Below are 21,619 nucleotides of genomic sequence, written 5' to 3'. Positions count from 1 at the left end.
TGCATACATGTGGCTGGAAGTTTTACTGGAATAGCGAACATATTCATGTCCTTCTTTCCGGGGCAATCCTCGATTCTTATGGTCTAATCCTCAAACCATTCTTCGTTTACATGACTTTCAATGGAAAAATGTTTTTTTTTTCATTATTTTAATAGTTTACGATCAGATTGACTCAATCCTTTGTTTTATGGTAAAGTAATACCAATTTATGAAAATCCTTTAGTTCGATAGAGAGTTAAAGAATAATTGATTCGGGAAGTGAGTATTATGTTTTTGCCTGCAGGGAGCAGAGATGAAATGGGACCCGCCGTCAGCAATCGGTTTTCGGTAATGGAAAAGTTCCGGAAGGTCGTGACATTACGCGGATATGAAATGATTTCAACACCAGTTGTGGAGTATGCGTCCACTTTTACGAATGATTACGTCAATATGAAATTACAAAACATGTTAAAATGGTTCAACTCTGAAGGAGAAATTGAAGTGTTGCGTCCCGATTGGACGACGGCCATTGCAAGAGCTTTATCTTCCCGGGAAGCCACACCGCAAAAATGGGCTTATCAAGGTTCTATATTTAGGACGGACCGTCCTGGCATGGAATGCAACCAGGCCGGAATTGAAATACTTCATATGCCGCTATTGATGGGGGAAAGTGAGAGTCTGCTCATGGCCCATTCTTTCTTGAAGGAAATGGGCATGGAGGATTATGTAATTGAGCTGGGGCATGCAAATATATATGAAAGCCTCGTTTCAAATCTGCCATTTGCCAAAGATGATGCGGAAAAACTCCACCAAGCCATGCATGACAAGAAAAAGGATGAGGTATACCACATCGTACTCAATATCGGAGGAAAAAAAGCAGCGGCAGAACTCGCGGCGCTTGTTGATGCATATGGTGATATTGGTGTCATTGACGAATATGAGAAGCGCTGGAAAGATCAGGAGCACTTGCTTCAAATCCTTGAACAAATGAAAAAAGTAGCCCATATATTGAAAGCATCCGGAAGCGGGGACATTCTCGTCGATTTGGGAAGAGTTAAAAACCTCCCTTATTATTCCGGAATGATGTATCGGGGCTTTTTGAAAAAAAATGGTGGCGTTTGTTTTTCCGGAGGGCGCTACGACAAGCTTTATGACAGATATGGACGAAATGTATCTGCGGCGGGTTTGGCATTTGATCTGGATTTATTGGCCGAACAATATGAAGAAGAAAATACAAAACAGCGTATTTGCATCATTGCCAATATGGATACGATCGTTTATGCGGAAAAATTGAGAAAATCATATGAAAATTGCATTGTTGATGTGCAGTTGGACGCCGCAAATACCGGAAATTATGATAAAGTAGTGGAAATACAATTTAATGATGGAAAATATGAGGTGTTGGAAAAGTGAAACCGGTGATCGCTTTAACAAAGGGAAGGTTGGAAAAGCAATTTCTTGCCTTTCTGGAATCGCTCAATTATGATATTCAGCCTTTAAAAGAGAAAGGCAGAAAACTCCAAGTGGAAACTGAGCATTTTTATGCCGTATTTGCCAAAGGAGTTGATGTGGCTACTTATGTTGAACATGGGATAGCCGATATAGGGATTGTCGGTGAAGATATATTGTTAGAGTTTGAGCCTGATGTGTATGATTTGCTGCCGCTGCCTTTTGGAAAATGCCGTTTGGCTGTCGCGGGCGAACAGAAGGCGGAAAACAAGTTTGCAAAACAGCGTATCGCGACGAAATTTCCCAATATCACGACGAAATATTTTCGGGAAAGAGGAAAGTCGGTTGATATTGTAAAATTGGAAGGCTCTGTTGAACTGGCTCCATTATTGGGGTTGGCAGACGATATTGTTGATATTGTCGAAACGGGAAATACTTTAAGGGAGAACGGGCTTGTTGTAAAGGAAGAAATGCTTTCGATCAGTGCCCGGTGTATCGCCAACCGAAACTCCTTGAAGTTGAAAAAAGCCATCTTGGCCCCCCTTATTGATTCCTTCCGGATTGAGGAGGTCGCCATATGATACGCCAATATTCCCAAAAGGAATTTAAGGAAGCTTTTATTGCCGCGAAAACAAAAAAGCAGCCATTTGACAGTGACGTATTACAGACGGTGAAACACATATTGGATGATATTCGGAATCGCGGTGATGAAGCTGTAAAGGAATATACGAAGAAATTTGACGGTTTGGCCGCCGCTTCTTTGCTAGTTTCCAAGAAAGAGCGGGAGAACGCCTGGAATGACGTAGCGCCGGAAGTGATCACCGCTCTTAAAAAAGCGGCGGACAATATTCGAAGCTTTCACTCAAAACAACTTCAAACATCACGTGTGATGGAAATGACGGATGACATTGTTTCCGGCCAGCTTTTCCGGCCGCTCGAACGAGTTGGCATTTATGTTCCGGGAGGGAAGGCTTCCTACCCTTCAACGGTTCTCATGAATGCTATACCAGCAAAGCTTGCCGGCGTCAAGAAGATTGTCATGACAACCCCGGCAAGAGACGGCAAAAATATTCCGCCTGTTCTGTCAGTTGCCGCAGACATTGCCGGTGTGGACACTATTTATAAAATTGGCGGAAGCCAAGCGATCGGCGCACTTGCATACGGGACAGAACAAATTGAAGCCGTTGATAAAATTGTCGGCCCCGGGAACGCATATGTGGCCGCGGCAAAATCACTCGTTTTTGGTGATGTCGGAATCGACATGATTGCGGGGCCTTCGGAAGTGGCGATTATCGTGGATGAATCGGCCCATCCCCCGTATGTGGCTGCAGATTTGATCGCGCAAGCCGAACATGATGAAAAGGCGCGCTCTTTTCTTTTCTGCACGTCCAAAGCCCTCCTTGCCAAAACGCTGGAAGAAGTAAAACGGCAATGTGAAGAGCTTCCACGTAAAGACATTGCGGAAATCTCGCTTGCCAACGAAGGTGCTGCCGTTTTGGTAGACACAATTGATGAAGCATTCTCCCTAGTGAACGCTCTTGCTCCTGAACATTTGGAAATTCAGACAAAGAATGCACTTCATCATTTGAGTAAAGTGAAAAATGCCGGTTCTGTTTTTATCGGCCATCATACACCGGAAGCTGTCGGCGACTATTTTGCCGGGCCGAACCATGTATTGCCGACGGTTGGGACAGCCCGTTTTTCTTCGGGATTGTCAGTCGATGATTTTATCAAGAAAACAACTTATGTTTATTATTCAGAAAACGCATTGCGGCAGGCCGCTCCTTATGTGGAAACTCTTGCGCAGGAAGAGGAGCTTGACGGCCATGCACGCGCGGTGAAAGTGAGGCTGGAACAGTGAGAAAGACGCTTTCGGGCATAAGCCCTTATAAAGTGAAACCAGAGCCTGGCGACATGATCAGGCTGGACAACAATGAAGCATATACGAGTCTATTATCATACGTAGATTTTTCCGAGCTGGAAAAAACGCTGATTCACCGCTATCCGGCAGAAAGTACGGAAGCGCTCATCGAGGCGTACAGCAAATTTTCCGGTTTTCCCCAAAACAATTTATTGGCAGGGAACGGATCGGACGAATGCATTACACTTATATGCCAATATGCTCTTGATCCGAAAGATACGGTCATAGTATTGGAACCAGACTTTTCAATGTATGAAAAAAATGCCCGAATTATGGGGGCGAACGTTGAGAAAGTTGCTTTACAAGATGATTTTGCTCTGCCGCTTGAAATCGTTTTGCAAAAGATTGAGCATTTAAAGCCAAAACTCTTCTTGTTATCAAATCCAAACAATCCGACTGGCAGACTATATGAACAGACAGAAATAGAGCAAATCATGATGGCATTGGAGACAAATGGCGGGGGCATTCTTGTGTTGGATGAAGCCTACATAGACTTTGCCGGTGAATCTCCTTTCGTGTCAAAATTGCTTGATTATGACAATCTTATTATTTTACGAACAGCTTCCAAAGCGCTTGGCATGGCGGCGCTCAGACTCGGATTTTTGGCGGCAAATGATCGTCTGATTGAAGGGATCGGCTCTATAAAGCCACCTTATAATGTGAATACCGTCTCCGCTCAAATCGGGACGCAGCTGTTAAAAAAACCGGAGCTTCTTGATCAGTTTTTGATCATGCAACTGGCGCAAATTGCTGAATTGGAAGACATTATGAAGGAATTTGCGGCAAGCAGGAAAGATGCCAAATTATATCCTTCAAACACCAATTTCTTTTTCATGACATTAAGCGGGGCGAAAAGCCTGACAGACTTTTTATATGAAAAAAAGATAAAAATACGTTATTTCGGTAGTGAGCCGGAAGCAGTCCGGATATCGGCCGGCACGAAGGAAGAACATGAGAAATTACGGTCAGCCTTGAAAGAATGGAGTGAGTCGTATGCGCCAAGCATCCAGTAAACGGGAGACGGCCGAAACGAAAATCGACTTGGCTGTCCGGCTTGATGATGCGTCGGAAATCAGTATTAAGACGGGAGTCGGATTTTTTGACCATATGCTTCATGCGTTTGCACGTCATGGCCGGATTGGGCTAACGTTGAATGTCGAAGGCGATCTGCATATCGACAGTCATCATACTGTTGAGGATACAGGCATTGTTCTTGGAAAAGCAGTCCGGGAAGCGCTGGGGGACAAACGCGGCATCGTTCGCTTTGGAACATCGTACGTACCGATGGATGATGCGCTTGCCTTTGTGTCACTGGACATAAGCGGCCGTCCATTCTTACATTTTGAGGGTGAATTCCATTTAACCTCCCTCGGGAATTTTGATACTGAGCTTGTACGGGAGTTTTTCCAGGCATTTGCATTTAACGCAGGGATTACTCTCCATGCGAGGGTACTATACGGAGAAAATACACATCACAAAATTGAAGCTCTTTTTAAGGCGCTGGGACGGGCGCTGGCGGAAGCGGTGAAAATAGATCCTTCGTTGGAAGGTGTTTTGTCAACAAAAGGCTTGCTTGAGTAAGGAGCCTTTTTAAAATCATTGAGCAAACAATGCGGGAGGGGCAAATGAAGATTTTACCAGCAATGGATTTAATTGATGGAAAGTGTGTCAGGCTGTATCAGGGGGATTTTAATAAGACAACGCAAGTAGGAAGCGACCCCGCTTCACAATTACAAACGTTTATGAATGATGGGGCGGAAATCATTCATATTGTTGATTTAGACGGCGCCCGTTCAGGAAAGCCTGAGCAATTTGAATTGATCTCAGAATTATGCGCCAAGTCGACTGTGCCGATTCAGGTTGGTGGTGGTATTCGGAACCTTGAAACAGTCGAGGCATATGTCAACTCAGGGGTGGACAGAATCGTTATTGGAACGGCTGCCATTCAAGATAGGGAATTTCTACAAGCTGCTTTGGAAAAACATAGAAAACATATCGTAATCGGCATTGATGCCCGAAATGAAAAAGTGGCGGTTTCGGGCTGGGAGCAGGAAACCGAAATGGATTATATTGAATTTGCGAAGCAAATGGAGCAGCTGGGCGTCCAAACAATTGTCTTTACGGACATTTCAAAAGACGGCACGATGCAAGGGCCCAACCTGGAGCAACTGAAGAAAATCAATGATGCGGTGAGCTGTAAAATTGTCGCATCAGGCGGTATTCGCAATCAAGAAGATTTAGATGCAGTTGCCGCGCTGGGGATTGAAGAAGCCATCGTGGGAAAAGCCATGTATGAGGGAACAGTCAAATTAAGGAGGTCATAAAAGTTGAAAAAAATTATTCCTTGCTTGGATGTAAAAGATGGAAAAGTAGTGAAAGGAATTCATTTTGAGGGAATGCGTGAAATGGGCGACCCAGTAGAAATGGCCTCCGACTATTCAAATAATGGCGCTGATGAACTTGTTTTTCTTGACATTTCAGCTACTACCGAAGGGCGCAAAACGATGGTGGATGTCGTCAAAAAAGTGGCGAAAAAAGTATCGATCCCCTTTACAGTTGGCGGGGGAATCAAGACAGCCGACGATATCGGAAGGATTTTAGAAGCCGGGGCGGACAAAGTCGGGATCAATACAGCTGCCGTAGATCGGCCGGAACTTATTAAAGAAGCGGCGGAAAAATTTGGTTCGGCCACTATTGTCGCAGCAGTTGATGCCAAGCAAATGTCGGATGGGACATGGCATGTGATGACACATGGCGGTATGAAAGATTCCGGCCTTGACGCGGTACAATGGGCGAAAATGCTTGAAGAACTTGGCGCCGGCGAAATTTTGCTGACAAGTGTTGACCGTGATGGTGTTAAGGACGGTTACGACTTGGAATTAACGAAAGCGATTGTCGATGCTGTTGATATACCTGTAATTGCTTCAGGTGGATGTGGCAGTGCGGAGGATATCGTAGAGGTATTTGAAAAAACGAATGTGGCCGCAGCATTGGCGGCATCTATTTTCCATCAAAACGAAGTGGGCATTCCCGAAGTGAAAACGTTATGCCGCGAGCGGGGAGTTGACGTTAGTGGAGCCTGATTTTTCAAAAGGACTGCTTCCGGCGGTGATTGTGGATGACGTGAGCAAAGAGGTGCTGATGCTCGGTTATATGGATGAAACAGCCTACCGGAAAACTTTGGAGACAAAAGAAACGTGGTTTTATTCAAGGTCGCGCCAAGAATATTGGAACAAAGGGGCCACATCCGGAAACAAGCAAATCGTTAAATCGGTACATTTGGACTGCGACAACGACTCTTTGCTCATTTATGTGGAGCCGCTTGGTCCCGCGTGTCATACGGGAGAACAGTCATGTTTTTATAATACTATTGTTGGTGAAAAAAAGGCCGACTCATCGATTTTTGCTTCATTGATGGCGGAAATCAATGAACGCCAGACGAACCCGGTTGAAGGTTCCTATACAACGTACTTATTTCAAAAGGGAATCGATAAAATTTCCAAAAAGCTGATTGAAGAAGCGGGAGAAATTGTGATTGCTGCGAAAAACAAAGATAAAAATGAGGTTATCAGCGAATGTGGAGACCTGCTCTACCACAGTCTCGTGTTATTGGCAGAGCAAGGGGTTTCCCTTGAAGAAGTATACGCGGAATTGGAAAAACGTTCATCCAAAAAAGGAAATGCGAAGCCGGAACGCCCGGAAATTGAAAACTGGTAAAAAAGAGACTGGACATAAGCAAATACGAACCGAACAATTCATTTAAAATTGTTCGGTTTATTTGTATTAAAAAAATCCCTATCATCGCTACGTCAACATATTTCGTTTTCCGCAGGTCTCTTCAGCTTCCTCGGAAAGCAAAGGTCGCTTTCCTGCGGGATCGGGGGATCTTCAGATCGAGCTATTCCCGCAGGAGTCCACATATGTTGACTACGCTAAAAGCTTGCGTATTATACACTAGCTAAATTTTTCCCGCATGTAAGATGCCATATACACCATTTGAAAACCTTGAGTGAATACAAAAGGTCTAAGTAGGGGAAAACGGCACCTAAATGCCCATTCGTTCAACGAACATTCAGTAGGAGATGGAAGAAAACGCCTACTGAATGAAGTTTCACTTTATTGTTCTTTTTTTCATCAGCTGATTTAGTTGTGTCCCAACCTCCTTGTCATTTTGCCTTTATCGTATTGTGGTTATTTGGCTTTCTTTCGCATGAACTGGCATTACCCCCATTTCAAAAACATTGGGGGCAACTGCGGAAGTGACCGTCACGAACAAGCGGCGGACAAAAGCTTTCCGCTGGCCGCTATTTCGTTTTATCTCATTGTGGAGTGCTTCAGTTTGTATGTGACTAAACAGGCGCTGCACTTTTCTTACGGCTTCATGACAACCTTGATGCAGCCTTCCTCGCGTTCGTTAAACATTTCATAGCCTCGGGCCGCTTCTTCTAATGGAATTCGGTGGGTGATAATATCAGTCGGATCAATCTCGTTGGAAACGATTTGTTCATAAAGTTCCTGCATGAAATGAGGGGCAGGGGCCTGGCCCATTTTTAGTGATATGTTTCGGGCGAAAAGATCGCCGAGCGGAAACATGTTATAGTTTAATCCATATACACCTGTCAGCTGGATGGTGCCGAACTTTCGAACGGCCTTTGTTGCTATTTGAATGGCGCTTAACGTTCCGCCTTGGATCATCAGCTTTTGTCCGACTTTTTCTAGCGGGGATTTTTTTCCGTCCATCCCGACACAGTCAATGACAACGTCCGCGCCTCCGCTCGTTAACTCTTTTAATTCCAACCCCATATCATCATGCTTTGTAAAATCAAAGACTTCGACATTGTTTATTTTTTGAGCATGATCTAAACGGTATGGAATATAGTCCACACCGATAACCCGCTTGGCCCCGGCCTTCCATGCAAATTTTTGCGTCATCAGGCCAATGGGGCCACAGCCGAGAACAACAACGGTATCTCCCGGCTTTACCCCCGCATTTTTCACACTCCAATAAGATGTGGGCAGGACATCGGATAAAAACAATAAGGCCTCGTCTTCCAGTTCACACGTCTCCGGTATGGCAAACGGAAGGAAATTTCCAAAAGGGACTCTCAAAAGCTCGGCCTGGCCTCCCGGATAATCACCAAACCATTCGGAGTATCCAAAATATCCCCCGGTATCTTCAACTTCATTGGCATGGTCACATTGACTTTCCATGTCATTTTTACAATAAAAGCAAGTTCCGCACGCAACGGTAAAAGGGATGACGACCCGGTCTCCCTTTTTGACTTTCGTAACGTCCGGGCCTGTTTCTTCCACGATTCCCATCGGTTCATGCCCAATGATATAGCCTTCGCGAAGTTTGATGTTTCCGAGGTATAAATGAAGATCCGATCCGCAAATCGCAGTAGAGGTAATACGGATGATGATGTCATCTTTCTTCTCGATCACGGGGTCAGGGACATTTTTTACTTCCACCTTTTGGGGACCTTGGTATGTCACGGCTTTCATTTGTTCGTCCTCCTTTTCATATTTACTAATGATAGGATGTCCTTTTCCCATAAAAAAAACCGGCAGTTCCGCCGGTTTTAGTGAATATGCTTTTTCTTGAACCTGCCGCCTTTGACCTCGGATATATTTCCAAAAGCAATGAAAGCATTGGGGTCAAAGTCATTTACGATCGTCTTTAACTTGGATTCTTCCAGGCGGGTAACGACACAAAAAATGACTCTTTTTTTGTCCCCTGTAAAAGCGCCTTCGCCTTTCAAATACGTCACACCCCGGCCAAGCCTGGCAATGATGGCATCTCCGATATGTTCCGCTTCCTCGCTAATAATCCAGACCGATTTAGATTGATTTAAGCCTTCGACGACTAAATCAATCGCTTTATAGGCGATGAAATAAGTGATGATCGAATACATCGCCCGTTCCCAGCTAAAGATAAATCCGGCGGCGGTAAAAATAAAAAAGTTAAAAAACATAATGATTTCGCCAACTGAAAAAGGCAGTTTATTACTTAAAAGGATGGAGAGAACCTCTGTCCCGTCAAGTGAACCGCCGGCTCTGATCACCATGCCGACACCGACTCCCAAAATGATCCCGCCAAAAACCGTATCCAGCAATAAATCATCTGTCACGATATAGACATTATGAAGGAGAATAGAGGTGATGGATAAAATAAAAATACCATACAATGTGGTCAGCGCGAAGGTTTTTCCCATCTGTTTATACCCAATATAAATAAAAGGCAGGTTTAATAGAAAGATGATAAATCCAACTCTCCAACCGGTGAGATATCCGACAATGATGGAAATGCCGGTAATGCCTCCGTCCAAAATGTTGTTCGGTATTAAGAAAAACTCTAAAGCGACAGCCATCAGAACAGCCCCTAAAGTGACAAAAACGAATCGCCAGAAAAGAGCCTTTTTCGTCAACTTTCTGTGCTGCGCCTGGGAAGGTAATGTTTTGTCTTTCTGTCTCATTGGATAATTCCTCTCTTTAATGGCTTATTTATATTATAAACTTTCCAGACGCTATTGAAAAAGTCCCAAAATATGAACTCGAAAAAATGAATTGTTCCGATAATAAAATTTCAGAACTATGACATTTTTCCTATTTTTTAAAAAGTGTGTTTATAGCCTCTGGAACGGGGTAATTCGTACCTAATAGGGAAAGGGGTTGTTTGAATTAAGATGGATGAATTTCTTGCGAAAGTAGAGGCTTTTTCCAATTGGTTATGGGGTTTGCCCATTATTTTGTTGCTTCTTGTCACGGGTATATATTTAACTGTTCTGCTCGGTTTTTTTCAATTTCGCTATCCTATTTATATCATAAAACAAACATTAGGAAGCGTTTTCAAAAGGCCGAAAGGGAAGGGGACACTTACTCCTTTTCAGGCTCTGACCTCCGAGTTGTCCTGTACGATTGGCGCCGCAAATATTGTGGGGGTACCGGCTGCCATTATGTTTGGAGGGCCTGGTTCCATTTTTTGGATGTGGGTCATCGCGTTAATCGGCATGTCTATTAAGTTTTCTGAAAGTGTTCTCGCTGTACGTTACCGGGAGAAAAACGAAACGGGAGAATACGTAGGCGGACCAATGTATTACATGACAAAAGGGCTTAACATGAAATGGCTTGGCATCTGGTTTTCTTTCGCCCTCATGCTTGAACTTGTCCCCAGCATGATGGTGCAAGGAAATTCAATTGCCTCTACCATTTATGAAACAACCCAAATCTCTCCTTTATATACAGGTATTGGCGCCGCCGCTTTGATTTCCATCATTGTATTTGGCGGTATTAAAAGAATCGGCCGCGTCACCGAATTTGTGGTGCCATTTATGGCTATATTTTATGTGGCATCAGCTCTCATCATTGTTGCCATGAATATCGGAGAGTTTCCCTCCATCATTAAATTGATCGTCACTTCTGCTTTTCAGCCAATGTCGGCAATCGGGGGATTTGCCGGGGCCGCCATTGCGGAAACAATCCGCTGGGGATTTGCCCGCGGTCTATATTCTAATGAAGCAGGACTCGGAACAACACCAATTGCGCACGCCACAGCGACAACTGACCATCCGGTAAGACAGGGATTTTGGTCTATCATCGGAATCGTGGTGGACACGCTCATCATTTGTACCGCAACAGCGTTTGTTGTCCTATCCTCAGATGCCTGGACACGAGAAGCAGCCAGTGAAAACCCCTCCGGCTTGACAGCGGTCGCATTTGGAGAGTATTTTGGCGGGATTGGAAGTGCCGTCGTGGCGATTTCCCTCGTGTTCTTTGTGCTTTCTACGATGCTTGTTCTGATTTATTACGGAGTAAAGCAGGCTGAGTTTTTATTTGGATTAACGGCAGGAAGAGGAATGCAAGTAGTATATGTCGCGTGCATTATTCTTGGCGCTATTGGCGCCGCCGAAGTGCTGTGGAGCTTTCTTGATATCGCCCTTGCGGCAATACTGATTCCAAATGTCATAGCGATCCTTTTGCTCCGTAAACAAGTGAAGGAGCTAAAAGATGAGTTTTTCACTTCGGAAAAATATTATTTAAAGGATTTGGAAGAGGAAAAAGCAAATGTGAGTTAGGTGACGGTCGTGGTCGTAAAGCTCCCACTCCTAAAATAAATTTGGCCTGACGCTTGATGGACGGACGAGTTGCGCATTTTCCCGCAAATTGAAAAAGCGATGATGGAAGAGGCAGGGGGAGGGACGCACGGCAAGGACCTTTTTAGTAAAACGGTGAGCTGCCCATTGGAAAAGCAACTTCCATGAGAAAAATATATTGCTCATACTCATGATTAAGATAAGTGCAATTTACACAGATTCAGGGACCGATTATTAATATCATATTGCATGACGTCCAAGGCCGAAAACTTGACTGAGTGATCTCTCTCCTTTTTCAAGGACAATCGAACGGGTTTTGAGCCATTCGTGCTTACGGGCAAAATTCCACCGTCCAGCTGTCCGCTATTATTGTGCGGACGTGTCCGTCCAGCTGCCCGTTTGTCGCTTATTTCTGCTGTTTTGGCTTGTGGAGATCGAACAAATGAAAATCATGTGGAGGAAAAAGTTCTTCTTCCACATGATTTCATTAGGTTTTTTATTATTTTTTGCGTTCAGAAGCCGAGCACGAAGTATTAGAGCCATAAGGCGTCAGCGCCATTTCCTTTATTTACTGGGTGGTAAGATGTTCTTTCAATTGTTCCTGCAGTTGGCGTTTTAAAAACTTTCCAACGGATGTTTTGGGTATTTCCTTGAGAAAGATCACATCATCAGGAAGCCACCAGCTGACAAATTGCGGTTTCAAAAAGGCGATGATTTCCTCTTTTGTCAAGCTTTTTCCTTCTTTAAGAACGACGCACGCAACAGGGCGTTCCTGCCATTTTGGATGGGGAACCGAAACAACTGCCGCTTCAAAAACAGCTTCATGGGCCATGAGCGCATTTTCCAGTTCGACAGAAGAGATCCATTCACCGCCACTTTTGATTAGATCCTTTGTCCGGTCGATAATATGGATAAAGCCTTCCTCATCAATTGTTACCACATCTCCGGTATGAAGCCAGCCGTCTTGGAAGGCGTCTTCCGTCCGCTCGTCTTTGTAATACTCATTGGCGATCCAGGGGCCACGAATGAGAAGCTCTCCCATTTCCTTTCCATCAGGCTTCACTTCGCCATTTTCGTTGATTACTTTGATTTCAAGACCGGGAGCAACGATCCCTTGTTTAGCCTTGATCGCCAGCTTCTCTTCTTCTGGAAGATCACGCTGATAACTTTTGAGGCGCGACAGCGTAGCCAGGGGTGTCGTTTCCGTCATGCCGTATGCGTGAATAAAAGGTATGCCGAACTTTGATTCAAACGCATGAATCACGCTTTTAGGCGCGGCAGCTCCTCCGCAAAGGACATACCTTAAGCTGGACGTGTCGTATTCTCCGTTTTCAAGTTCATGTAACAGTCCGATCCAAATGGTCGGCACACCGGCTGCAATCGTTATCTTATGAGTTTCAATGAGTTCGGCAAGAAGCTTGGGTGTCACCATGGGACCGGGAAGGACTTGCGTAGTTCCAAGCCAGGTGGCCACAAACGGCAATCCCCAGGCATTTACGTGAAACATTGGGACAACAGGCATTGCTATATCTGATTCGGAAATGCCCGCGGTATCGGCCATACTTAATGCCATGCTGTGCAGAACGATACCTCTGTGGGAATAAACAACGCCTTTCGGTTTTCCTGTTGTTGCAGAAGTAAAACACATGCCCGCAGGGTCGTTTTCCTCGATATCAGATGTGAACTCATAAGATTCATCGCCATCACCGACCAGCTTTTCATAAGAATATAATGGTTCTAAACTGGACTCTATGGATGCATTTTCATCAGCCATGACAATAAAAGCTTGCACCGTGGGGATCTGTTCTCGAATTTTTTCAATAATGGGCAAAAGGTCAGGGTCGATCAGCAATATTTTGTTCTCAGCATGATTGATAATATATATTAAATGCTCTACTGACAAACGGATGTTAATGGTGTGCAACACTGCGCCCATGCATGGGATGGCAAAATACGCTTCCAAATGGCGGTGGTGGTTCCAGGCGAATGTCCCGACACGATCTCCTTTTTTTACGCCCAACTTTTCCAATGCGCTTGCTAAAGCCCGAGTACGGCGGCCGATTTTCCCGTAATTGAGACGATGCAATCCGCCATGGGTCCTAGAAATGACCTCTTTTTTGGAAAAATATTTTTCAGCACGCTCTATCAGCGCAGTGAGGGTTAATGGGATGTCCATCATAGGGAACTCTCCTTTACTCTGCTTTATTTTATCCCGCATGTAAGGTGCCATATATACACCACATCAAGACCTGAGTGAATACAAAAGGTCTAAATGGGAGAGAACGGCACCTAAATGCCCGATTGGTTCAACTAACATTCAGTAGGAGAAACGCCTACTGAATGAAGTTTCACTTTATCCCGCATGTAAGGTGCCGTAAGCCTCCCACTTCAAAATCTTGAGTGAATACAAAAGGTCTAAATGGGAGAGAACGGCACCTAAATGCCCGATTGGTTCAACTAACATTCAGTAGGAGAAACGCCTACTGAATGAAGTTTCACTTTATATGGCTAATTACTTGGTTATTATGTTCACCGTGTTTGGGAGCCGGATATCTGAATGTTGCGGGCGTATCTGATAGTTTGATCGGATTATCAATATATGTTATTTCACCTGCCATTTGCTGAAAAATGGTTCGCAGGATGCCTCTTGCGACAACTTGCGGATCTCTTGTCATTTCTTTAAAAGTTAAAACAGGAGAGACGCATGCTTCCACTTCAGAAAACGCTTTTATCCATTCGGAAAGAGTTTTTTGCAATATAATCTGTTGAATCTCATATTTCAGCCGGTGCTGTTCATGTAAAGACGCTTCCAATAAAGGAATAAAATCAGGCTGTTCAATTGTATGGCAAAAAGCTTTCCAAAACTTCGGCTCAATGGCCCCGACTGATAAAAACCTTCCGTCCTTTGTTTCATAAACGGAGTAGCATGCCCGTCCGCCGGTCAGCATTTCTTCACCGCGTTTTGGGACAGTGCCGCCTGCCAAAAAATTTGGAAGCGATGTTTGCAGCCAGGAAATCACTCCATCGAGCATGGATATATCAATCAATTGTCCTTTTCCTGACCGGTTTCTTTCCAGTAGTGCGAGCAAAATACCGACAGCAGCCGGAAAAGCCCCGCCCCCAATATCGGCAATTTGGACAGCGGGAACGATCGGGATGCCATCCTTTGCTCCCATAATATCCAAAAGCCCGGCATAGCTAAGATAATTGATGTCATGGCCGGGGCGGTTTGCATAAGGACCAGTTTGTCCATACCCTGTTATGGAGCAAAAGATTAAACCGGGATTCAGCTCTTTTAACGTTTGATAGTCAAGTCCAAGCCGTTTCATGACATTTGGCCGAAAAGATTCAACAAGGACATCCGCTTGTTTAACCAGTTGCGTAAAGGTTTTTTTATCGCTTTCATCTTTCAAATTCAGACAAATACTCTTTTTGTTACGATTCAGTGATTGAAACAGGGCACTGCTTCCATTCGTTTTCGGTTCGAAATGTCTTGCATAATCGCCAAGCTGGGGATCTTCTACTTTTATGACCTCCGCCCCAAAGTCAGCCAGAATCATCGTGCAATAAGGTCCCGGCAGGAGGCGGGTTAAATCCAAGACCATAATAGATGTTAACGGCAAAAAGGCTCCTCCTTTCAAATGTCATAGACCCATATTTTTTGCAATGATCATTTTCATAATTTCATTGGAACCTGCATATATGGATGAAACGGCCACATCGCGGTACCTTCTCGCAATCTCGTATTCTTCCATATATCCGTACCCCCCGTGAAGCTGTAAACAGTTTGCAGACACTTTCTTCACCAAATCTGTTGTCCACCATTTGGCCATGGCTACTTCTGTCGTGATTTTTGTATTGTTTATATGCGCTTCAATGAGCCTGTCCACAAATGTCCTGCCAATTTCAATTTCCGACTTCATTTCTGCCAGCTTAAACTGCGTATTTTGAAACTGGCTGATGCGTTTGCCAAAGGCTTCCCGCTGTTCTACAAATTCAACGGTCTTCTCCAGCATGAGTTCTGCTGAGGCCATGCTCTGAATAGCAACCAAAAGCCGTTCCTGCTGTAATTTTTCCATTAAATAATAGAATCCTTTTCCTTCTTCTCCCAACAAGTTTTGCGCAGGAATTCTCGCATCTTCAAAAATTAACTCGCAAGTGTCATTGAGATGTTGGCCAAGCTTGTTTAATTTTTTCCCTTTTATAAAGCCGGGTGTTCCCGCTTCAACGACGAGCAGGCTGATTCCTTTGTGCGGCGGACTGGCCTGAGGATCCGTTTTGCATACCACTACAACGATATCAGCGGTTTTTCCATTTGTAATAAATGTTTTTTCTCCATTTAAAACATAATGGTTTCCATCTTTAATGGCCTTCGTCTTAATCGCGGCCAAATCGGAACCGGCTCCCGGCTCTGTCATGGCAATCGCCGAGATCAAGTCTCCGCTAATAGTCCCCGGCAGCCACCGCTTCTTCTGCTCTTCGGTGCCGTATGTTTCAATATAGGGAATGACAATGTCATTATGTAAACTGATTCCAACAAGTCCAACATTCACACGGTCCAACTCTTCGGAAACGACAACGGCAAAACCGAAGTCGGCATCATACCCTCCGTATTTCTCACTGACTTGCGGGGAGAGAAATCCATGCTTCCCCATCTTTTTCCAAAAACTACGCGGAACTTCTTTTTCTTCTTCCCATCGCTTAATAAAGGGGGCAGCTTCCTGTTCAAGAAAGGTTCTTAGTGACCGGCGGAAAATGTCATGTTCTTCTTTTAAAAACGTTCTTTTCACTATGTTCACCTCGTGCTTTTGAGGGTTTTGCCATTACTTTGGCTGCATTCTAATGGCACCATCCAGACGGATTGTTTCTCCGTTCAGCATCGCGTTTTCTATAATTGACAACACTAAATGCGCATACTCGCTTGGCTGGCCGAGGCGGGAAGGAAAAGGAGTCATTTCACCCAAGGCTTTTCGGGCTTTTTCAGGCAGTTGGGCAAATAGGGGGGTATGAAACAATCCGGGAGCAATGGTCATGACCCGAATGCCAAGGTGAGCCAAATCCCTTGCGAGTGGCAATGTCATTCCTACAATACCGCCCTTTGATGCGCTGTAGGCAGCCTGTCCGATTTGTCCGTCAAAAGCAGCGACAGAAGCTGTATTAATAATGACACCCCGTTCACCGTGCAGGTTCGGTTCGTTGGTCGCCATTTTTTCAGATACCAAGCGGATCGCATTGAAAGTGCCTGTCAGATTGACGGCGATGACTTTTGAAAAGGACGGCAAATCATGCGGCCCTTGCTTGCCGAGCGTTTTCTTAGCGATAGCAATCCCGGCACAGTTTACAAGCACATTGATGTGCCCAAAAGTGTCACATGCCTTTCCCACTGCGTCTTGAACACTGTCTTCATCTGTAACATCAGCATGAAAAAAAGCGGCATTGCTTCCGAGCTCATCCGCAAGCTTCCTTGCTTTTTCTTCCTCAAGGTCGAGAATAAAAGCCCGGCCACCATGTGAAACAATGTCTCTTACGGTGGCTTCCCCAAGACCGGAGGCTCCTCCCGTAACGATTGCGGTAACCTCATCTATGTTCATGACAATCATCCTTTCTCGACAAATAGAGAAGTTAATTAAATATATTCTAATAATTCAAATATATGAAGTCAAGCAATATCAGGCATATGTGCTAAACAGCCTTGGTTTGCGATAACATTTGCTTTTCTTCTTATTCACGATTTAAACTTAGGATATAATCTGGAAGAGGGCATTTTGTCCATTATGATAATCCAGCAATCAACAAGTTGAAATGAGGAAGTAATATGAATTTTTTACATAGCTTAAAACCTGCCCTGCAGGAAAATTGGAAAAAGTCGTTTACAGAGCCGACGCCTGTTCAACAACGAGCTATACCTTCTATTTTGGAAGGTAAAGATGTGGTCGCTCAATCTCCAACGGGCACTGGCAAAACAGTTGCCTATTTACTGCCGATTTTAAACAGGGTGGATGAAGAAAAGGAAGCGACACAGGCAGTCATTTTGGCTCCATCCCGAGAGCTTGTCATGCAAATTTTTGAAGAGATAAAAGCATGGTCTATAGGAACCGGGCTGACAAGCGTTTCCCTTGTTGGCGGGGCCAATATAAAGCGGCAAATGGAAAAGTTGAAAAAGCGCCCACAACTGATTGTGGGAACACCAGGGCGCATTTGGGAACTGATTCAAATGAAAAAACTGAAGATGCATGAAGTGAAAACCATTGTGCTGGACGAAGGGGACGAACTGCTCGGCAAGGAACATCTTGACGATGTCCGGCGTGTCGTGAAATCGGCGCTCAATGACCGCCAGTTGCTGCTGTTTTCAGCAACCGCATTGCAAGATCCCGACCAAGTAACAGCCATGCTTGGAAGGGAGCCCGAAAGGATTGTGGTCGAGGGGGAACTAGCTGTACCATCTGAGATCGAACATATTTATTTGTTGTGTGAACCGCGTGAAAAAATCAACCTGCTTGGAAAAATCGCGAAAATGGACGGGATGAAAGGCCTCGCTTTCATTCGGTCTATTGGCAACTTGCATGTCATTGCCGACAAGTTATCCTATGAAGGTGTTGATTTGGAAATCCTTCACAGTGATATGCGCAAAGATGAACGGAAAAAGGCGTTACAAAGGCTTGACTCCGGGGATGTAAGCATCTTGCTCGCCACAGATATAGCAGCCAGAGGGTTGGATATAAAAGGGATATCCCACGTCATTCATTTTGACCTGGCGAAGGACGTGGAACAATATATCCACCGTTCAGGAAGAACAGGGCGAATGGGGAAATTCGGAACAGTTGTTTCGCTCGTTTCTCCAAGGGATGAACGCGAGCTGCAAAAATATGGCAAACTTTTAGGGATTCCACTCAGCAAAAAGCGCCTTTATAAAGGCGGCTTTCATCCGGCAAAAAATTACCAACGCAGAGGAAAATAAATGCTATCCGCAAGCTCGGGAAAATCGATAAATGGGTTGCGGTTTCCCTGAATATGAAAAATGGCTTGATTCCGGTGCTTTTCGTAAAGCTCGGGTGGGAAGGTCTTGTTCCATTTCCGCAAGAGCGGGAAGTCCACTTTTTTGCGAAATGCCTTTTTGATCCCTTTCGGGTAACGGAGGACAAAATAAAGCAGCGCACGGGCGACCGTTCCTTTTCCAAACTCTGGTTCAAATAAACCGGACGAAGCGACTCCGCAATGGTTCCGTATTTTTTCAGTAGGCAATTCCGGGTTGTATTCCGGAAAGTCGTAGTATGGAAAATTGGACCGAATGGCATTACAGCTTGGTTCACAGGCAAAAAGATGGTGTAAATCCCCCTTCATCGGTTCGCGACCGGAAAACCATGATTGCGGGACAATGTGCTCGGCATTAAACTTGAGCTCCATCGGCATATATTTTGGGAGGCCGTTTTCCGCCAATAACTGTTCATGCTTTTTTCGAACTTCATCATCTTTTGCAATCAACATAGCCGGATCTTCATCCTTTCCGGAGTATATGCTTTTAATTCCTCCGTCGGGCTGCAGATCCACCCACGTATATAAATATTGGTCTTTGCTTACCCCATAGGGCACGCGGTTTTTATGGGTTTGTTTGACGAGGGCGTGCAATTGCCGGTATATGGATTTCGTTTCCCACACGTCGACACGTCGATAATATTGGATGATTTCATTCCTGTCTGCTTGCGCATCGTAATAAACTAGCTGATTCTCTCTTAATCTATAAAGATTCTTCTCCAAAGTTTTGATCGTTGGGACAAGATGGACGGTCATCATGATCACTCCGTTTCTGCCGAATTAATGATTGTAGGCAAGCCTATTAAAGTAGGCTTGTTCTGTTCCAAGCTCGCGGTTCAGCAGAATTTCCATTGTTTCCAAATCCTTGCGGACAACGACAGGATCTTCGGAAGACCAATAAATGGTATAAATGAAATAATAGTCCTTGATCTGTCTGAAAATGACTTTTGAGTGGGAAAATGGATGAAACCTTGCCACAATATTGTATTTTTTTGAGTATGACCAATGTAAAAGCTCCATAATCATCGTTCCCTTCCTGTTCATTATAATCTTTTGATGAAGAAACAGAAATAGAAATGGTTCAATTACGGAAAAAGAGGGAAAATATAAATTGCAACTTCATTCAGTAGGCGTTTTCTTCCATCTCCTACTGAATGTTAGATGAACGAATCGGGCATTTAGGTGCCGTTTTCTCCCACTCAGACCTTTTGTATCAACCCAGGTTTTGAAGTGATGTAAATGGCACCTTACATGCGGGATAAATTTACATATTACAGATCGTGAGGGATCGAGATGGGCAATGACAAAAATTTTTTTTCTGTATTTAAAAACTTAAAGGATCAAGTAGATCGACTGCCAATTTCCGGCAACGCAAAACAAAAAATGAAATCCAAGATCTTTGAATTAAAGGAGCTTACAATCGAAGCGCGGGAACCAAGAATTGCGCTTGTGGGAAGAAGAGGAGCCGGGAAATCATCTCTCATCAATGCATTATTTGGAGAAAGGCGGCAAGTAGTCAGCCCGGTCCAGGCGGGAACTGGAAGGGGAAAATGGCTATGGTACCCTTCAGATGAAGACCCGAAGATCAGGCTGCTTGATTCCAGGGGGCTTGGTGAAAGCGAGAAGCCGCTTGAAGCAGCCGACGAAGATCGTGCGATAGATCAATTAAAAAAAGAAGTAAAAGCGGAGCAGCCGGATGTATTCCTGTTTTTAATCAAGGCAAAGGAAATCGATGCACGGGTGGAGGAGGATTTGCGGGAGCTAAACGACATCAGGGAGTTCATCCGCCAGGTTCACGCCTATGATGTTCCAGTCATTTGCATCGTGAGCCAAGTGGATGAGCTTGATCCGCCTTACTATAAAGAACTGCCGCTCGATGGGCATCCGGAAAAAGCAAAAAATATCAAAGCGGCCGTCAATTTGATGGAAAAACGCTTTAAGGAACATAAAATTCCTCTGATCACGACGATTCCAATTTGCACATATGCCGATTTTGACAAAGATGGAAATATCGTATACGATATGCGCTGGAACGTAGATGAGCTGGCCGCATATTTAGTCGACGTCCTTCCAAACGACGCCAAATTAAAAACGGCAAAAGCGGCAAAGGCGATCCCGGCTAAAAAAAAAGCGGCACAGAAGATCGTCGTCACGATGTCCGGTATGGCGATGATCATCGGAATTGAGCCGATACCGTTTGCGGATATGCCGCTGTTGACGGCACTTCAGGCGTTTATGATTATGGCGATTGCCTATATTTCGGGCAGGGAAATCAGCAAGGCCACTGCCGGCGAGTTTATTGGAGCGCTTGGAGTCAATCTTGGAGTGGCTTTTCTCGTAAGAGAAGGAGCCCGTTCAGCGGCCAAACTAATTCCCGCTGCCGGCAACGTCATTTCCGGCGCAGTGGCAGGTGGGGTAACGTATGGGATTGGTCAGGCCGGCATTTCATACTACATTGAAGGAAAAGATTTGAAAAAAGCAAAGCAAGCATTTGAGAAGGGAAAAAAGCAATTTCGAAAAGAACAAAAAAAAGAATCATAAACTATCAAATCTCCGCTTATGTTGCGGAGTTTTATTTTGCTTTACATAAAGTGAAACTTCATTCAGTAGGCGTTTCTCCTACTGAATGTTAGTTGAACCAATCGGGCATTTAGGTGCCGTTTTCTCCCATTTAGACCTTTGTATTCACTCAAGATTTTGAAGTGGTGTATACGGCACCTTACATGCGGGATAAAGTGAAACTTCATTCAGTAGGCGTTTTCTTCCATTCCTACTGAATGTTAGTTGAACCAATCGGGCATTTAGGTGCCGTTTTCTCCCATTTAGACTTTTGTATTCACTCAAGATTTTGAAGTGGTGTATACGGCACCTTACATGCGGGATAAAGTGAAACTTCATTCAGTAGGCGTTTTCTTCCATTCCTACTGAATGTTAGTTGAACCAATCGGTCATGTAGGTGCCGTTTTCTCCCATTTAAACCTCTTGTATTCACTCAAGAAGTGGGAGTCTTACGGCACCTTACATGCGGGATAAAGTGAAACTTCATTCAGTAGGCGTTTCTCCTACTGAATGTTAGTTGAACCAATCGGTCATGTAGGTGCCGTTTTCTCCCATTTAAACCTCTTGTATTCACTCAAGATTTTGA

At 44.5% G+C, this 21,619-nt stretch carries 19 protein-coding genes; 11 read left to right on the top strand and 8 right to left on the bottom strand.

The window, feature by feature from the left end; translation table 11 throughout:
- Positions 1–267 precede the first annotated feature (267 nt).
- The 8 genes from JOC94_RS00200 to hisIE are packed head-to-tail and all read left to right on the top strand — an operon-like array spanning position 268 to position 7,066.
- On the top strand, positions 268–1,392 hold the full coding sequence (locus JOC94_RS00200) for an ATP phosphoribosyltransferase regulatory subunit (protein WP_077109866.1): 1,125 nt from the start codon (positions 268–270) through the stop codon (positions 1,390–1,392).
- Positions 1,389–2,009, top strand: a complete 621-nt coding sequence (hisG, locus tag JOC94_RS00195; protein ID WP_077109867.1) for an ATP phosphoribosyltransferase — start codon at positions 1,389–1,391, stop codon at positions 2,007–2,009. Before JOC94_RS00200 ends, hisG begins: the two co-directional genes overlap by 4 nt.
- Complete coding sequence (gene hisD, locus JOC94_RS00190; protein ID WP_077109868.1) at positions 2,006–3,289, top strand: histidinol dehydrogenase; 1,284 nt, start codon at positions 2,006–2,008, stop codon at positions 3,287–3,289. The genes hisG and hisD overlap by 4 nt, the downstream gene beginning before the upstream one ends.
- A complete protein-coding gene (locus tag JOC94_RS00185; RefSeq protein ID WP_077109869.1) occupies positions 3,286–4,362 on the top strand; it encodes a pyridoxal phosphate-dependent aminotransferase in 1,077 nt (358 codons plus the stop codon). Before hisD ends, JOC94_RS00185 begins: the two co-directional genes overlap by 4 nt.
- The gene (hisB, locus tag JOC94_RS00180) at positions 4,343–4,930 is read left to right on the top strand and encodes an imidazoleglycerol-phosphate dehydratase HisB (protein ID WP_077109870.1); all 588 of its coding nucleotides are present in this window, start codon (positions 4,343–4,345) and stop codon (positions 4,928–4,930) included. Before JOC94_RS00185 ends, hisB begins: the two co-directional genes overlap by 20 nt.
- Before the next feature lie 44 nt (positions 4,931–4,974).
- A complete protein-coding gene (gene hisA, locus JOC94_RS00175; protein ID WP_077109871.1) occupies positions 4,975–5,673 on the top strand; it encodes a 1-(5-phosphoribosyl)-5-[(5-phosphoribosylamino)methylideneamino]imidazole-4-carboxamide isomerase in 699 nt (232 codons plus the stop codon).
- 3 nt (positions 5,674–5,676) lie between these two features.
- On the top strand, positions 5,677–6,432 hold the full coding sequence (hisF, locus tag JOC94_RS00170) for an imidazole glycerol phosphate synthase subunit HisF (RefSeq protein WP_077109872.1): 756 nt from the start codon (positions 5,677–5,679) through the stop codon (positions 6,430–6,432).
- Positions 6,422–7,066, top strand: a complete 645-nt coding sequence (gene hisIE / locus JOC94_RS00165) for a bifunctional phosphoribosyl-AMP cyclohydrolase/phosphoribosyl-ATP diphosphatase HisIE (RefSeq protein ID WP_077109873.1) — start codon at positions 6,422–6,424, stop codon at positions 7,064–7,066. Before hisF ends, hisIE begins: the two co-directional genes overlap by 11 nt.
- 654 nt (positions 7,067–7,720) lie before the next feature.
- Here hisIE and JOC94_RS00160 read toward each other — a convergent pair.
- Both JOC94_RS00160 and JOC94_RS00155 read right to left on the bottom strand, forming a co-directional pair.
- Positions 7,721–8,854: a zinc-dependent alcohol dehydrogenase gene (locus tag JOC94_RS00160; protein WP_077109874.1), complete on the bottom strand. Its 1,134-nt coding sequence runs from the start codon at positions 8,852–8,854 to the stop codon at positions 7,721–7,723.
- A gap of 77 nt (positions 8,855–8,931) precedes the next feature.
- Entirely contained in the window at positions 8,932–9,825 is an 894-nt protein-coding gene (locus JOC94_RS00155; RefSeq protein WP_171973799.1) for a YitT family protein, read from the bottom strand.
- A gap of 210 nt (positions 9,826–10,035) precedes the next feature.
- On the opposite strand from JOC94_RS00155, the gene JOC94_RS00150 reads away from it, so the two are divergent.
- A complete protein-coding gene (locus JOC94_RS00150) occupies positions 10,036–11,424 on the top strand; it encodes an alanine/glycine:cation symporter family protein (RefSeq protein WP_077109876.1) in 1,389 nt (462 codons plus the stop codon).
- 586 nt (positions 11,425–12,010) lie between these two features.
- On the opposite strand, the gene JOC94_RS00145 is transcribed toward JOC94_RS00150, so the two are convergent.
- The 4 genes from JOC94_RS00145 to JOC94_RS00130 form a co-directional block, all read right to left on the bottom strand.
- On the bottom strand, positions 12,011–13,621 hold the full coding sequence (locus JOC94_RS00145) for a long-chain fatty acid--CoA ligase (protein WP_205177858.1): 1,611 nt from the start codon (positions 13,619–13,621) through the stop codon (positions 12,011–12,013).
- Positions 13,622–13,937: 316 nt separating this feature from the next.
- A complete protein-coding gene (locus JOC94_RS00140) occupies positions 13,938–15,065 on the bottom strand; it encodes a CaiB/BaiF CoA transferase family protein (protein WP_083717289.1) in 1,128 nt (375 codons plus the stop codon).
- A gap of 21 nt (positions 15,066–15,086) precedes the next feature.
- Entirely contained in the window at positions 15,087–16,232 is a 1,146-nt protein-coding gene (locus JOC94_RS00135) for an acyl-CoA dehydrogenase family protein (protein WP_077109957.1), read from the bottom strand.
- A gap of 33 nt (positions 16,233–16,265) precedes the next feature.
- A complete protein-coding gene (locus JOC94_RS00130; RefSeq protein ID WP_077109958.1) occupies positions 16,266–17,033 on the bottom strand; it encodes a 3-hydroxyacyl-CoA dehydrogenase in 768 nt (255 codons plus the stop codon).
- 224 nt (positions 17,034–17,257) lie between these two features.
- Here JOC94_RS00130 and JOC94_RS00125 point away from each other — a divergent pair, with 224 nt between their 5' ends.
- Positions 17,258–18,400, top strand: coding sequence for a DEAD/DEAH box helicase (locus JOC94_RS00125; protein WP_077109959.1), 1,143 nt, complete (start codon positions 17,258–17,260; stop codon positions 18,398–18,400).
- Here the strand turns inward: JOC94_RS00125 and JOC94_RS00120 are convergent.
- Both JOC94_RS00120 and JOC94_RS00115 read right to left on the bottom strand, forming a co-directional pair.
- Positions 18,379–19,230, bottom strand: coding sequence for an endonuclease I family protein (locus JOC94_RS00120; RefSeq protein WP_077109960.1), 852 nt, complete (start codon positions 19,228–19,230; stop codon positions 18,379–18,381). The genes JOC94_RS00125 and JOC94_RS00120 overlap by 22 nt on opposite strands.
- Before the next feature lie 24 nt (positions 19,231–19,254).
- Complete coding sequence (locus tag JOC94_RS00115; protein ID WP_236016915.1) at positions 19,255–19,500, bottom strand: hypothetical protein; 246 nt, start codon at positions 19,498–19,500, stop codon at positions 19,255–19,257.
- Between the two features lie 267 nt (positions 19,501–19,767).
- Between JOC94_RS00115 and JOC94_RS00110 the strand changes: the two genes are divergently transcribed.
- Positions 19,768–21,015, top strand: a complete 1,248-nt coding sequence (locus JOC94_RS00110; protein WP_077109961.1) for a GTPase — start codon at positions 19,768–19,770, stop codon at positions 21,013–21,015.
- The last annotated feature ends 604 nt before the right edge of the window (positions 21,016–21,619 follow it).

Origin of the sequence: Siminovitchia thermophila, from assembly GCF_016909185.1 — a bacterium.
Taxonomy (GTDB): domain Bacteria; phylum Bacillota; class Bacilli; order Bacillales; family Bacillaceae_C; genus Siminovitchia; species Siminovitchia thermophila.
The sequence above is the reverse complement of the archived record's forward strand: the minus strand, read 5'-3'. Positions and strand labels throughout refer to the sequence as shown.